The 13507-nt window shown below is 65.5% G+C and carries 13 protein-coding genes and 1 pseudogene; 11 read left to right on the forward strand and 3 right to left on the reverse strand.

The window, feature by feature from the left end; genetic code table 11:
• Window positions 1-58 precede the first annotated feature (58 nt).
• The 4 genes from eccCa (at window position 59) to M1248_RS30155 (ending at window position 5601) form a co-directional block, all read left to right on the forward strand.
• Window positions 59-3733, forward strand: a complete 3675-nt coding sequence (eccCa, locus tag M1248_RS30140) for a type VII secretion protein EccCa (RefSeq protein WP_317150599.1) — start codon at window positions 59-61, stop codon at window positions 3731-3733.
• Complete coding sequence (locus M1248_RS30145; protein WP_317150600.1) at window positions 3730-4893, forward strand: type VII secretion-associated protein; 1164 nt, start codon at window positions 3730-3732, stop codon at window positions 4891-4893. Before eccCa ends, M1248_RS30145 begins: the two co-directional genes overlap by 4 nt.
• A gap of 77 nt (window positions 4894-4970) precedes the next feature.
• Window positions 4971-5294 carry a WXG100 family type VII secretion target gene (locus M1248_RS30150; protein WP_163735668.1) on the forward strand — a complete coding sequence of 108 codons (324 nt, stop codon included), beginning with the start codon at window positions 4971-4973 and terminating at the stop codon, window positions 5292-5294.
• A gap of 10 nt (window positions 5295-5304) precedes the next feature.
• On the forward strand, window positions 5305-5601 hold the full coding sequence (locus M1248_RS30155; RefSeq protein ID WP_163735671.1) for a WXG100 family type VII secretion target: 297 nt from the start codon (window positions 5305-5307) through the stop codon (window positions 5599-5601).
• A 120-nt stretch (window positions 5602-5721) separates the two neighbouring features.
• Here M1248_RS30155 and M1248_RS30160 read toward each other — a convergent pair whose 3' ends face one another.
• Complete coding sequence (locus M1248_RS30160) at window positions 5722-5916, reverse strand: excalibur calcium-binding domain-containing protein (RefSeq protein WP_317150601.1); 195 nt, start codon at window positions 5914-5916, stop codon at window positions 5722-5724.
• Between the two features lie 352 nt (window positions 5917-6268).
• On the opposite strand from M1248_RS30160, the gene rplM reads away from it, so the two are divergent.
• Window positions 6269-6712: a 50S ribosomal protein L13 gene (gene rplM, locus M1248_RS30165; protein WP_083124789.1), complete on the forward strand. Its 444-nt coding sequence runs from the start codon at window positions 6269-6271 to the stop codon at window positions 6710-6712.
• Window positions 6713-6738: 26 nt separating this feature from the next.
• Window positions 6739-7206 (forward strand): 30S ribosomal protein S9, encoded by a 468-nt coding sequence (rpsI, locus tag M1248_RS30170; RefSeq protein WP_163738452.1) that lies wholly within the window; start codon window positions 6739-6741, stop codon window positions 7204-7206.
• A gap of 54 nt (window positions 7207-7260) precedes the next feature.
• On the opposite strand, the gene M1248_RS30175 is transcribed toward rpsI, so the two are convergent.
• Entirely contained in the window at window positions 7261-8010 is a 750-nt protein-coding gene (locus tag M1248_RS30175; RefSeq protein WP_163735677.1) for an AIM24 family protein, read from the reverse strand.
• A gap of 416 nt (window positions 8011-8426) precedes the next feature.
• Here M1248_RS30175 and M1248_RS30180 point away from each other — a divergent pair, with 416 nt between their 5' ends.
• The 5 genes from M1248_RS30180 (at window position 8427) to M1248_RS30200 (ending at window position 12624) form a co-directional block, all read left to right on the forward strand.
• Window positions 8427-8816: a hypothetical protein gene (locus tag M1248_RS30180; protein ID WP_083124793.1), complete on the forward strand. Its 390-nt coding sequence runs from the start codon at window positions 8427-8429 to the stop codon at window positions 8814-8816.
• Window positions 8817-8958: 142 nt separating this feature from the next.
• Window positions 8959-10296, forward strand: a complete 1338-nt coding sequence (glmM, locus tag M1248_RS30185; RefSeq protein WP_163735684.1) for a phosphoglucosamine mutase — start codon at window positions 8959-8961, stop codon at window positions 10294-10296.
• A gap of 44 nt (window positions 10297-10340) precedes the next feature.
• Window positions 10341-10646, forward strand: coding sequence for a type VII secretion target (locus M1248_RS30190; protein ID WP_163735686.1), 306 nt, complete (start codon window positions 10341-10343; stop codon window positions 10644-10646).
• A gap of 1 nt (window position 10647) precedes the next feature.
• Window positions 10648-12024 carry a hypothetical protein gene (locus M1248_RS30195; protein WP_317150602.1) on the forward strand — a complete coding sequence of 459 codons (1377 nt, stop codon included), beginning with the start codon at window positions 10648-10650 and terminating at the stop codon, window positions 12022-12024.
• Between the two features lie 39 nt (window positions 12025-12063).
• Window positions 12064-12624 carry a diacylglycerol-binding protein gene (locus M1248_RS30200; RefSeq protein WP_317150603.1) on the forward strand — a complete coding sequence of 187 codons (561 nt, stop codon included), beginning with the start codon at window positions 12064-12066 and terminating at the stop codon, window positions 12622-12624.
• Here M1248_RS30200 and M1248_RS30205 read toward each other — a convergent pair.
• Window positions 12621-13442, reverse strand: a pseudogene (locus tag M1248_RS30205) (DUF222 domain-containing protein); the annotation flags it as partial. The gene M1248_RS30200 and the pseudogene M1248_RS30205 overlap by 4 nt on opposite strands.
• Between the last annotated feature and the right edge of the window lie 65 nt (window positions 13443-13507).

Here is a 13507-nt window from a genome sequence, read left to right on the forward strand (position 1 = left end):
CGCCAGTTTGATTGGCTGGGGATGGAACCGGAATCACCGCGACGACGTCCATTCTTCGATGGAATTCGTACGTCAGCCACGCGTGTCGCCGCCGCTATTGCCTGCCGGCGCCGTCCTCGTCGAAGCTCCACCGCGGATTCCGGCGCCGAAGCCGCTGAACCCGCTCGCCCGCTTACTGCCGCTGGCCATGCTCGTCGCGGCCGTCGGGATGATGGCGGTCTATCTCACGTCGGGTGGGCAGTCGATGCGCAACCCGATGTACATGTTCTTCCCAGTGATGATGCTGACGTCGGTGCTCGGGTCGCTGGTCTACGGCGCCAGGGGAACCAACACCACCGCTGAGATCAACCGTGGTCGGCAGAAGTACCTCGATTACCTCGACTCTGTCGACCGTGAGGCCCAAGGCACTGCCGATGCACAACGCGAGTCACTGCGGTGGCGCCACCCTGAACCGGCGGCGCTGTGGACCCTGGCGGGTAGCAGACGGATGTGGGAGCGAACACCGAATGACCCGGATCATTGCGTCATCAGGGTGGGGATCGGTGAGCAACCCCTGTCCACCGCGTTGACCGAGCCGGAACTCGACGGCACCGACGAGCAGGATCCGGTCACGGTGAATGCGGTACGGCGGCTGATTCGTTGCCGGTCAGTCGTCGCCGATGTGCCGATCACGATGGCGCTGCGCAGGTTTTCGGCGATCACACTTGACGGTGACGTACGGGTCGCACGAGCATTCCTCAGAGCCCTCGTATGTCAGCTCGCGGTCTTTCACGGCCCGGACGACATTGCCGTTGCCGCTGATCCGTGCGGCGAATGGGATTGGCTGAAATGGCTTCCACACCAGCGGCACTCGCACGCTGATACACCCTCGCGCGACATCGTGAGAATCCTGGATCACGCAGAAGCGGTTGAGCTTCGGATCGAAACATCACGAGATGTCGTCGCGAATGGAGAGCGGCTCCAGTTGCGCATCACCGAGGAAGCCCTGGTCGTCCATGGGCAGGGTGACGAAGAGGTGCATGCGAGACCTGATCTGTTGACGGTGGCACAGGCGACAGCGTGCGCTCGTCGTCTCGCCCGGTATCGGCTGATCACTGCAACGACATCCGATGCCGAGAGGCGCGGGATCGACTGGATGAAACTGATGGGTATCGGAGAAATCGATCCCGAGAAGCTCTGGCAGGCAACCGGTGACGGACGCATCGTGCCGGTTCCGATCGGCGTCGCGGACAACGGAACCCGAGTGCTTCTCGACATCAACGAGGCAGCGCGAAATGGCATGGGGCCGCACGGATTGTGTGTGGGCGCAACGGGCTCTGGTAAGTCTGAACTGCTGCGCACGTTGGCACTCGGGATGATCGCGGCTCACCCGCCGGATGCGCTCAACCTCATCCTCGTGGACTTCAAGGGCGGGGCGACGTTTATCGGCATGGAGCGCGCCAGGCACGTGGGTGCCGTGATCACCAACCTGGCGGGTGAAGCGCACCTCGTCAGCCGGATGAGCGACGCGCTCTTGGGCGAGATGAACCGGCGTCAGGAGGTACTTCGGGCTGCCGGACGATTCGCCAATCTCACCGAATATCAGCGTGCACGATCCCATGGCGCCCACCTGCCGCCGCTGCCCGCATTGTTCATCTTGGTCGACGAATTCTCCGAACTGCTCAGCCAGCATCCCGACTTCGCCGACCTATTCGTGGCGATCGGACGGCTGGGTCGATCACTGGGCATGCATCTACTGCTCGCCAGCCAGCGGCTCGACGAAGGCAGACTGCGCGGCCTCGAGACACATCTGTCCTACCGGATTTGCCTGAAGACGTTCTCCGCCGGTGAATCTCGAGCGGTCCTCGGAGTTCCCGACGCCTACCACCTGCCCAGCACGCCTGGATCGGCCTATCTCAAGTCCGCCTCGGGAGATCTCGTACGGTTCCAGACCGCCTTCGTCTCGGGTCCTGGCCGCGAGTCGCGTACCGAACGCACATCGGCGGCACCACCACGTGCTCGACTGTTCACCGCCGCGACCGTCGATACTCCCAGCGAAAGCGCCGATATCGAGCCGCCGCCGTCGGCGCGAACCCTACTGGACACCATGCTGGACCGGGTGGCCGGCCGCGGTGCGGCCGCGCATCAGGTGTGGTTGCCGCCGCTGACGCAGTCGCCGACCCTGGATGCGTTGTTGCCGGGGCCCGGTCATCGCAGGTTGACGGTGCCGATTGGCGTGGTGGACAACCCCTACGAACAGCGTCGCGATCCGTTCGTCGTCGAATTGGACGGCGCGGCAGGCAACGTCGCAATCGTGGGTGCACCGCGGTCCGGAAAGTCGACGGCGTTACGAACGATGCTGCTGGCGCTCGCGGAGCACCACGACCCCGCGGACGTCGGGTTCTACTGTCTCGACTTCGGCGGTGGGGCCTTGTCGTCACTACGTGATCTGCCGCACGTGGGATCGATGGCCGGACGTCTGGACGGCGACCTGTGTCGTCGCACCGTTGCGGTGGTGACATCGGTGATGCGGACGCGGGAGTCGCTGTTCCGTCGGCTGGCCGTCGATTCAATGGCCGCCTATCGCGGTCATAAGGCCGACGACGATCCGTTCGGCGACGTGTTCTTGGTCATCGACGGCTGGGCGACGCTGCGTCAGGAGTTCGATCATCTCGAAGGTACGATCACTGCGATTGCCGCTCAGGGCCTTTCGTTCGGCGTCCACGTCGTCATCACCGCGTCGCGGTGGGCCGAGTTGCGGCCTGCCTTGAAGGATCAGATCGCGACACGCATCGAGCTGCGTCTCGGTGACCCCGCCGAATCCGAGATGAATCGCAAGCGTGCGCGTGACCTTTCCGGACGACCAGCCGGTCGCGGCATCACGCCGAGCGGCCGGGAATTCGCGGTCGCATTGCCGCGGTGGGACGACGCACCGACCGTGAACGGACTTACCGAGGTGATCGCCGCCGACACCCAACGTCTGCGCGGCCGATGGGCACCGAGCACTGCACCGATGGTCCAACTGCTGCCGACTCGGGTGCAGCGTGACGAACTCGAGGACGGCGGTGTGCTGCTCGGTGTCGGCGAACGCGAATTGAGCCCCGTCCATGTTGATTTCGCAGAGCAGCCCCATCTGCTCGTGCTCGGCGAAGTTGCGTGTGGGAAGACTGCGACTTTGCGGCTGCTGTGTCGTGAGTTGATCCGCGTCAGCACCGCCGACGAGGTTCAACTCGAGATCATCGACTTTCGCAGGGCTCTGCTGGGCGTGGTCGAGTCCGAACATCTGAGCGGCTATGCGATGTCGCCGGCTTCGCTGACGTCGCGGCTGCCGGCGATCATCGACAGACTCGCGGCGCGCATGCCCGGCGACAACGTCACCCAGCAGCAGTTGCGTACGCGGTCCTGGTGGGCCGGGCCGGACATCTACCTGGTAATCGATGACTATGACCTGGTGGCGGGTGCGACGGGAAACCCGCTGGCACCGCTCGCCGATTTCTTGCCGCACGCCAAAGATCTCGGGCTTCATGTCGTCGTCGCCCGGCGCTCCGGGGGTGCTGCGCGCGCGATGTTCGATCCCGTCCTGGCGAGGATGCGCGAGCTCGGCTGCATGGGGTTGATGATGAGCGCAAGTGCGGAAGAGGGTGTGCTGCTCGGAACGGTGAGACCATCGGCGCTCCCGCCTGGTCGGGGAACGTTGATCACCCGGGGCGATGCGGATCAGCTGGTCCAGGTTGCCTGGACAGATCCACCATGATCGAAGTCCTCATCGAGGTTGGGCCTGCGACGATTCGAGGGCCCAACGATGTTTGCCCGGAGTGGGTTTCGGTTGCGCTCGACTCCGTGGACGACGAGCTGGCGTTGCTCGACGATCGCCCGGTGCCGGTACGCGACGTGTGGGAAGACGTGATGCGCGCAGTCATTGGAGCAGGCGTCGACGCCGCAGTCGTCGTCTGTCCGGCATGGTGGTCGCCAACGCGAATCGACACGGTGCGGCGGGCCGCGTACACGGTGGCGGCTGAGGTCGTCGTGGTGGAGCGAATAGCGATGCTGCGGCAAGGGATTCCGGCTGAGACGACGATCGTCGAGATCACCGCGGATGTCGTGGTGGTGACCGTCGCGGAAGCGATCGTCGCCGTCGTGCCGCGGCAGGAGTCCGCCGCGGACGCCGATGCGATAGCGGCGGCCGTCGCTGCGCCCGCGGGGGTTCTGGTGGACGCCCCGTCGGCGGTACCCGGCGCCGACGCCCTCGCCTCGCTGATCGCAAGCCGCATGCGGACGATCGGCGTGCCCGTCAGAATCGCCGACGACGGTTGGGTACTGCGCGCAGCGAAAGAACACCGGTCACCGCAGCCGGGCACTCCCGTCCAAGCCCGCGATCGCAAGGCCCTGGCGGTGCTGCTCGGCGCTCTATCGACGGCAGTGCTGTGCGGCGGGGTCGCCGTCATGTATGACGAGGCGCCGCGGGCCGACGGCATGCCGATGACGTTGCTCGTCGAGGGCAGGGTCGGTGTCATGGTACCCACTGCGTGGACCGCGCAGCGCATCACCTCCGGCCCGGGATCGGCGCGCGTACAGGTGATTTCACCGACGGATGCGGATATCGCCCTCCAGATTACGCAGTCCGTCGCTCCACTGCCGTCCAGCCTCGCGAGTACCGCGGATTCTCTGCACGCTGCCTTCGCCGAGGCGCCCGACGGCGCTTTCGTCGACTTCAACCCGTCGGCGCGTCGCGCGGACCGAGATGCGGTGACGTATCGAGAGGTTCGGTCGGAGCGCCACGTCGCGTGGATCGTGTTGGTCGATGGGGCCGCCCGCATCGCGATCGGCTGCCAAAGCGCGCCGGGTCGCGAACACCTCGTACAGCAGGCCTGCGAAAGCGCGATTCGCTCGGCGCATGCGGTGTCCCAAGAATGACCGCAAATCTCATGGAACCGGATGGGCGGCGATCGCGTCGAACTTCATAACAACACAGACCGACCGGAAGGACATCGATGACGACACCGGCAGGTGGCGCACTCAACACCGACTTCGAGCTGATGGCTGCCATCGCCGGAAAGACGGATGCGCGAAATGAGGAAATCCGGGCGATGCTGCAGTCATTCATCGGCCGCATGGGTGGCGTGCCGCCATCGGTCTGGGGTGGGGTGGCCGCATCTCGCTTTCACGACGTCGTGGATCGATGGAACGCCGAGTCGGTGAAGCTTCACGCCGCACTTCAGCGGATCGCCGAAACGATCCGCCTGAACCAGCAGACGCTTCGTGAAGCCGCGGACACCCACTCGCACCAGATCAACGCCGTCGCCGGCGACCTTTGAGGAGTCCGACATGGAGAACGTGCTTTCTTACAACTTCGGTGAAATCGAGTACACCGTCCGGCAGGAGATCCACACAACCTCGGCGCGGCTCAACGCAGTGCTAGACGAGCTGCGCGCTCAGATCGCGCCGCTGCACGAGATCTGGACACGGCAGGCCGCCGAGGCGTACCGCATTGAGCAGGCCCGCTGGGAGCAGGCAGCGAGTGCGCTGAACGACATCCTCGTCAAGCTGGGCAACGCGGTCCGCGACGGCTCAGACGAAGTAGCAGCCACCGACCGGATGGCAGCCAACGCCTGGGGCGGATAGCCCCTCGACTCTGCGCGGTCCCACTCGGAAGGGAGCCTGGGGGGATTGCCAGGGAAGGTTTGGGCCACCGCGGCCGTTTGGAGAGGCGGCTGCGGTGGCCCAAACTTGCTCGAACTCCGGTTACTCGCAGGCGACACCGTCGCCGTCACGGTCGAGATGCTCGGCGTAACCGTCCTGGCCCTGCAGGATCGGCGTTACACCCGCCTCGCGCGCCGCGGTGCAGTTCTTGTAGTAGGTGTCGGCGTGCGCCACCGAAGCAGCGCCGACGGCAGCTGCCGCGGCAACCAGTGCTGCGGCGATGAAAGTGCGAAACATGTTGACTCCATTGTGATCTTGATATCGGGAGGTTCCACGGCAAACACCAGTGGACCCGCGCAGACGAAGCTACGGCGGCATGGCCGACGGAGAAATCGGGTGTTTCCCTATGTCTTGTCGGTTGTGGCATCGAGGGTCTGGCCCGCTCGGCGCTTCACCCCAGGTCAGACGCTGCGGTGCCGCCGTCGAAGGCGTTTTGACCTGCGCGGACGTCCACGGGTAAGCTGCTCCGTTGGCGTGCGATACGCCGGTACCTCGGGTCTACGTCGGTCGCCGAGGATTCCCTGATCGCACACCATGACCGGCCCCCGGATCGCTCCGGGATCAACCCGATATATGGAGAGGTAGCGCTGTGTCTACGTACACGCCGAAGGCGGGTGACACCACACGTTCGTGGTACGTCATCGACGCCACCGACGTGGTGCTCGGCCGGCTCGCCGTCGCAGCAGCGAATCTGCTGCGTGGCAAGCACAAGCCGACATTCACGCCGAATGTCGACGGTGGCGATTTCGTCATCGTCATCAATGCAGACAAGGTCGCCATCAGTGGCGACAAACTCACGAAGAAGTTCGCCTACCGCCACTCGGGTTTTCCCGGCGGTCTGCGGGCGCGAGCGCTCGGTGACGAGATGCAGAAGCACGCCGACCGCGTCGTCGAAAAGGCGATCCTCGGCATGATTCCGCACACCAAGCTCGGCCATCAGATCCAGAAGAAGCTGAAGGTGTACGTCGGGCCGGATCATCCGCACGCCGCGCAGCAGCCCATTCCGTATGAGATCAAGCAGGTGGCCCAGTGACCGAGACGACTGACACGACCGAAGAAGTGACCGAGGCCCCCGTCGAGGAGACGGCGACCGAGACGGCCGCCGCTGAAGCGGCTCCCGCGCGCGAGCCGGTCATCATCGACCGTCCGATCCAGACCGTCGGCCGCCGCAAAGAGGCTGTGGTCCGGGTGCGTTTGGTGCCCGGCACCGGCCAGTTCCATCTCGACGGCCGGTCGCTGGAGGCCTACTTCCCGAACAAGGTGCACCAGCAGCTCATCAAGGCGCCGCTGGTGACCGTCGACCGGGTGGATTCCTTCGACATCTACGCCCACCTCGATGGCGGCGGCCCGTCCGGGCAGGCCGGTGCGCTGCGGTTGGCGATCGCCCGCGCGCTGATCCTCGTGCAGCCGGAGGACCGGCCCGCGCTGAAGAAGGCCGGCTTCCTGACCCGCGACCCGCGGGCCATCGAGCGCAAGAAGTACGGCCTCAAGAAGGCCCGCAAGGCGCCTCAGTACAGCAAGCGCTGATCGAGACCCCTCGGAGCCGCCGGGCACGCAACCGCGTGCCCGGCGGTCTTCTGTTCAGCGGCCCAAGAAGTTTCCGAGGATATTGCCGGCGGCGCTGCCTGCCTGCTGCCCTCCGCCGGTGCCGCCGACGAACCCGCCGGGCGCCTCTTCGGACGGCTGCACGACGACGAAACCCTGACCCGAGAACGACATGGTGAAGCCCTCACCGGTAGTGCGCCCCATGAATGTGCCGAGGCCGAACTGTTCAGCGCTGTGAAAGCCGGTCTGTAACGAGGTGGACCAGCACACGGCGGCCTGCGGATCGGCGTAGGTCGGCTGGTCGACGCTCAACACCACAGGGGTGCCCTTGGTGGTGACCGCGATGCGGCCCTGGCCGGAGAACACGCAGTTGAACAGTCCGGCGTTCGACAGCATCCCCGCGCCCTGCACCCGACGGATGTCGTAGGACAGCGACGGCTCGAACGCCAGGACGTTCTTGCCGTTGATCGTCAGCCCGTCGTGCGGGCCCTCGAGATCGAGGAGATGGATGTCGGAGGCGAGGTCGGCGAGGAAGAGATCGCCGGCGCCTGTGCACTTCATCAGGGGTACCCCCTCGCCCGTCAACTGTTGCTTGACGAACTTGCCGATACCGCCCGCGCCCTGGCCCTGAAATTGGATATTGCCTTGGTAGGCGACCATGGCCCCCTGGCGCACCATCATGTCGCCGTTGAGCCCGATCTTGAGCATCTTGCTGTTCTGCAACTTCATGCCCGGCTGTTGCATCTGGGCTTCGGCGTTCTGGGGGGAGAACAAATCACTACGCATGGAATGTCCTTTCGACGTTGGCGGCGACGTTATCGACTGGCCCGTCCCAGGAAAATAGGTACTCGTACACCCAGACAGTTTGTATTCAAAGGCGAATCGACAACCGGATCGCAATTTTTTTCGCGGGTGTCAGTAACGTACGTCAAGGGTTGGACCGATAGTCAGTTAACGCTATGGCCTGCGCTTCACCGAGGATCGGTTTACGCTTCAGTTAATTAGCTTGCCGTCACTGTACTCCTGAATTCTGTTGTCGGGCTTAAATTTTGGTTTGAGTTAGCACTGACCGTGGAATCTTTCGTGCGGAAGCAGAACGCGCCATGGGTGCGGGGCAGACCACTTCTGCCACTGGTGGGCGAGTCGCACAGTCAGCTCGTCGGGGGATCGGTTGCTGCATCCCGACTGAAAAGGAGAAATCAATGAAGAACTTCGTCAAAACCGCAGCAGTAAGCGCTTTGGCGGGCGGGTCCCTGCTCTTCACCGCAGGGCTCGGCACCGTTAATGCCCAACCTCTGAACCTGCAGGACGGGCTCGTCAACGTGGGCGTGGGGGACGTCACGATCCTCGAGGACGTGAACGTTGGCGTGGCCGCCACGGTGGCCGCCGCGATCTGCGGCATCAACGTGTCCGATGTGAACGTGCTGGCCACGCAGGTCGATGCGGATGGCGGGCAGCAGACTGTCTGCGACGTCCCCGGTGGTGACGTGCTTCTGACGCAGAACGCCGGGACTCCCGGCCAGTCGGGTCAAGCGCCCGGCGGCGGTCCGGCAACCGCTCCGGGCAATCCCACGCCCGGCGGCAATCGCTAACCGGTAAGTAAACCGAGGCCCTCACCGCTCGTATCCTCCGGATGCGGGCGGTGAGTCGCGTTTGGGTACCAATTCGATGGAGGCACGCCGCTCAACGGCGTTCGTTGGCTCTTTGGACGTCACTTATGAGAAGTTTGTCCGCATGGGTCGACTGTTCGGCACCGACGGGGTGCGCGGCGTCGCCAACCAGGATCTGACCGCTGAGCTGGCAATGGCTCTTGGTTCGGCGGCGGCCCGACGGCTTGGCAGCGTCGGTGGCCACGCGCGTCGCGTGGCCGTGGTCGGTCGCGATCCCAGGGCCAGCGGCGAGATGCTCGAAGCGGCGGTGATCGCCGGAATCACCAGCGAGGGTGTGGATGCGCTGCGGGTCGGGGTGCTGCCGACCCCGGCGGTGGCTTATCTCGCGGGGGCGTACGACGCCGACTTCGGCGTGATGATCAGCGCGTCGCACAACCCCATGCCGGACAACGGCATCAAGATCTTCGGACCGGGTGGCCACAAGCTGGACGACGCGGCCGAGGATCGCATCGAGGAGCTGGTCCACCAGGGACCCGGACGCCGTCCGACCGGAGCTGGCATCGGACGCGTGGTTGACGCCGAGGATGCGCTGGACCGTTATCTGCGCCACATCGGAAAGGCAGTGACGACGCGCCTCGACGGGCTGACCGTCGTCGTCGACTGCGCGCACGGAGCCGCATCGGCATCCGCACCACGCGCGTACCGCGCCGCGGGCGCCAACGTAATCGCCATCAATGCGGAACCCAACGGGCTGAACATCAACGACGGGTGCGGCTCCACACACATGGAGGCGTTGCAGGCCGCGGTGGTGGCTCATGGTGCCGATCTCGGCCTCGCGCACGATGGAGATGCCGACCGCTGCCTGGCCGTGGACTCGAATGGTCAAACTGTCGACGGTGACGCGATCATGGTGATTCTGGCGCTCGCGATGCAGGAGGCGGGCGAGCTCGCATCCAACACGTTGGTCGCCACAGTCATGAGCAATCTGGGTCTGCACCTGGCAATGCGCGCGGCCTCCATCGAGGTGCGTACGACCGGTGTCGGCGACCGCTACGTCCTCGAAGAACTGCGCGCGGGCGAGTATTCGCTCGGCGGTGAGCAATCGGGTCACATCGTCATGCCGGCGTTCGGCACCACGGGGGACGGCATCCTCACCGGTCTTTGCCTGATGGCACGGATGGCGCACACCCGCTCATCCCTGGCCGCACTTGCCGCGCCGATGCAGACGATGCCGCAGGTCCTCATCAACGTCGCGGTCGCGGACAAGGCGACGGTCGCCGAAGCGCCGTCGGTGCGCACCGCGGTCGCCGAGGCCGAACGCGCGCTTGGCGATTCCGGTCGAATCCTGTTGCGCCCCTCCGGAACTGAACAGGTTGTCCGCGTCATGGTCGAGGCCGCCGACGAGGACACCGCACGTCAACTAGCCGTCCGAGTTGCGGAATCGGTCAGCGAACAGCGCTGAAATCCGCGGGAACCTGTAAGGCCTGCTCCGCGTCCTAGCTCTACATGGGAGAACGAGACGTTGCGCGTGTCGACGTCGCAGCACTGCTGAGAATCGCCGACGAGTATCAGTCGGTAGCCGATGCCGTCGACGCCGTCGTCCGCAACCGGCTCGCCGGGTTGCAGTTCGGCGGCGCCGCCGCGGGCCGGATGCACGTCGCGCGCGGTGAGGCGGTGCGAATTGCCGTCGACGGTGTAGGCGACCGACTGCGGGAGTGGTCGAGGGCGTCAGCGGAGATCGCGGCGACGTTGCGTACCACCGCGCATCGATATGACGAAGCCGATAGCCGCGCCGGGCGCATGGTGGGCTGAGATGTTCGACGCTGCTTCACGATTGGCCGATGGACGGCCCGCCGCGGGCATCATCCAGGACTACGTGTGGGCCTGCCATCTGCTCGGATACCAGGATCCGGAACTGACGCTGCACGCATCGCAGGTGCGCGATTGGTACGGGAGTGAGGACGGAATCGACCTGCAGGCGCTGGACTCCGATTGTGAGGCGCTGCGGGCAGCTGCGGCTGCGGCTGAGGGAGCGCTCGCCCGTCAGCGCGCGCAGCTCGCGTCGATGGCGGTCGCGTGGGACGGCGTTGGTGCGCAGTCGTCCGGGGATTTTCTGCGTCGCCACGGGGAGGCATCGGCGGCTGTAGTGGCGGCAGTGCGGACCGCCGCGGAGTCGCTGGCATCGCTGCGGGATCGGTTGTGGTACAGCGTCGACGGGAAAGTCGCAGCGACGATGGCAGCCGAGAGGCGGGGCGCGGGGCCCGATTGGCAGGCCGCAGCGCAGACGGTCACGACCGGCGCGGGTGATCGCGCCAGCGCCAGTGAGTTGGTCGATCAAGAGGTCAGGCCGTTTGTTGTCAACGACATTCGCTCCGAATGGTTGACGGCGATGCGCTCCGCGATGGCTGCCGTGACGGAGGCCTACGACGCCGCCGCTGCTGAACTCGCGTCCGAGGTGGCCATCGCGTTCGACGTCCCCGGTCAGCTCGGCCCGTCGTGGTCACCACCCTCGGGCGACGAGGCCGTGACCGTCCCTGCGGGCACGGGGTCGATTGCGGCTGCGCCAATTGGCGCCGCCGCGCCCGCGGGTGGGCCCGCGGCGTGGTCCGCTCCGCCCGCGGCGGTGCCCCCCGCACCGATTCCGGCGCCCCCTCCGCCCGCAGAGCCAGTGGCGCCCGCAGGGCCGGCGGCGCCCACGGCTCCGGTTGAACCTGCCGCCGCGATGCCGTCGATACCGTCGATGGGTGGAGGGATGCCCGATATCGGCAGCGGATTGTCGGGATTCGGTGGACAACTCGGCGAGTTGCTCGGCGGTTTGGTGGGCACGTCGCAAGACGCGCTCTCTGATCTGCCCGGGTCCGACGAGCTGGACAAGCCCGACGATTTCGATCCGCTCGAAGACGACGAAGACGAAGACGAAGACGAAGACGAATCCGAAGATGCTGACGAGGAACACGATGAGGAATCCACGACTGAGGAGCCCGAAGTCGACGAGGCGGAGCCTGCCGTAACCGACGCCTCAGATGAGGTTGTCGAAGGACCGCCCGCCGAACCGCTTGCCGCCGAGGCTGAGCCGGTCCCACCACCCACGCCCGTCCCGCCTCCGATAGAGCCCCTTGCCGCGCCCGAGTCTGCAGCGGGTACGCCGTGCGAGATCGCGGCCGATGAACTGCCACAGGTGGGCGAATGACTCTGAATTGGCATAGAACTCGGGAGTAACGTTCGCTTCGTGAAGTTGCGGGCGCGTGAGCTGCTGGTCCTGTTCTTGGTGGGGGCGGCCGCGTCGCTGGTCGGCGATCACAGCCACGTCGTCACCGGCACCACGGAGTACCTCACGGACGCAGTGCCGTTCGTGTGGAGCAGCCCGATCTGGTTCCCGGTCATGGTCGGGGCCGCGACGGTGGCCCTGGCCGAATTGCGGCTGCACTTGCCTGAACCGCGTACCACGGTCACCGCGCGGCACGGGCTTGCAGGAATCGCCGCGGTTCTCGGTGCCTACGTCACGACAGCACTGGTGCACAGTGCGCCACCCGTACCCAGTACTACTCTCATCGTCGCGATGGCAGTGATCACCTGGTGCGCACTGGGAGACCGGCCTTCAGTGGTGTGCGGGTTACTCGCAGCGGTCATCGGACCCAACGTCGAAATCGTGCTCGTCAAGTTTGGCGTGTTCGCATACAACGACGAGTGTGACCAACTGTTCGGTGTCGGGCCATGGCTTGTCCCACTGTATTTCGCGTTCGGTGTGGTCGTCGCGATGCTGGGTGAGATCGCCGCCAAGGACCGTTAGAACGGTGGGGGCGAGTTGTTTTGTTCGCGTTCGGCTTTGATGCGGGCTTCGCGGTCTTGGGTGCGGGTGCGTTTACGTTGGGGCATCATCAACCCCCGGTCGGTGCTGAACGTCTGCGGCTTCAGTGGGGGTGGCAGGTCTCCGGTGGTGGTGTCCCAGTCGGGGAAGTAAACCTGTGATCCCGGATGAGTCGTGTAGGTGTGTCCGGTCGGCGAGGTCCACACCGCGCCACCATCGGGTCGCAGTGTCAGCTCCCAATCCCCGGTCCAAAAGGTCTTGAGCAAGTGATGTTTTCGGCACAGACACGCCAGATTCGACGCATGCGTGGCCCCCAGCGGGTAGGGGATCACATGATCGATATCGCAGAACTCCGCCGCCGTGGTGCAGCCGGGGAACCGGCACGTCAGATCCCGCGCCCGCACAAACCGCGCCAGCATCGCCGACGGCCGATACCCCGACTCGGGTTCAGCATCAGGTGTGCACAGGGGTTGCAGTTTGGCGCCGTTGCGCAGCAACTCGGCCAACAGCGGGGTCGGCAGCACCTCGGTCCCCGACAGCAGCGCGGTGCCAGAGGATTTGGGCCTTGCCGGGGCTGGGGTCTGCGGCCCCGAAGTAGCGGATGCAGTGGTGGCAGGCACGTCACCTTTCAGCCCGTCCACCGTGGCTTGATCGGTGTAGACGGTGACGACCAACGACGACTTCGGCGCCGGCTGGCCCGCCCGCGCCTCACAGGTCGGGGATTCACACGCACACGGCAGATGATCATTACCGTGGCTCCACGCCCCGATCGCATCGGCGCGACGCTCACCGGCCGAGCGGGGATCGTTGGGAGCTTGTCAAGATTTCTGTGTAGGTGGCTGGTTTACAGGTAGGGGTTGATGCG

This window comes from Mycobacterium sp. 29Ha (assembly GCF_032883055.1).
GTDB lineage: Bacteria > Actinomycetota > Actinomycetes > Mycobacteriales > Mycobacteriaceae > Mycobacterium > Mycobacterium gallinarum.

What these genes read in the sequence shown, in the direction of transcription:
- eccCa (WP_317150599.1), top strand. Translation starts at nt 59, where the DNA reads ATGGAATTCGTACGTCAGCCACGCGTGTCGCCGCCGCTATTGCCTGCC.
- M1248_RS30145 (WP_317150600.1), top strand. Translation starts at nt 3,730, where the DNA reads ATGATCGAAGTCCTCATCGAGGTTGGGCCTGCGACGATTCGAGGGCCC.
- M1248_RS30150 (WP_163735668.1), top strand. Translation starts at nt 4,971, where the DNA reads ATGACGACACCGGCAGGTGGCGCACTCAACACCGACTTCGAGCTGATG.
- M1248_RS30155 (WP_163735671.1), top strand. Translation starts at nt 5,305, where the DNA reads ATGGAGAACGTGCTTTCTTACAACTTCGGTGAAATCGAGTACACCGTC.
- M1248_RS30160 (WP_317150601.1), bottom strand. Translation starts at nt 5,916, where the DNA reads ATGTTTCGCACTTTCATCGCCGCAGCACTGGTTGCCGCGGCAGCTGCC.
- M1248_RS30175 (WP_163735677.1), bottom strand. Translation starts at nt 8,010, where the DNA reads ATGCGTAGTGATTTGTTCTCCCCCCAGAACGCCGAAGCCCAGATGCAA.
- M1248_RS30180 (WP_083124793.1), top strand. Translation starts at nt 8,427, where the DNA reads ATGAAGAACTTCGTCAAAACCGCAGCAGTAAGCGCTTTGGCGGGCGGG.
- glmM (WP_163735684.1), top strand. Translation starts at nt 8,959, where the DNA reads ATGGGTCGACTGTTCGGCACCGACGGGGTGCGCGGCGTCGCCAACCAG.
- M1248_RS30190 (WP_163735686.1), top strand. Translation starts at nt 10,341, where the DNA reads ATGGGAGAACGAGACGTTGCGCGTGTCGACGTCGCAGCACTGCTGAGA.
- M1248_RS30195 (WP_317150602.1), top strand. Translation starts at nt 10,648, where the DNA reads ATGTTCGACGCTGCTTCACGATTGGCCGATGGACGGCCCGCCGCGGGC.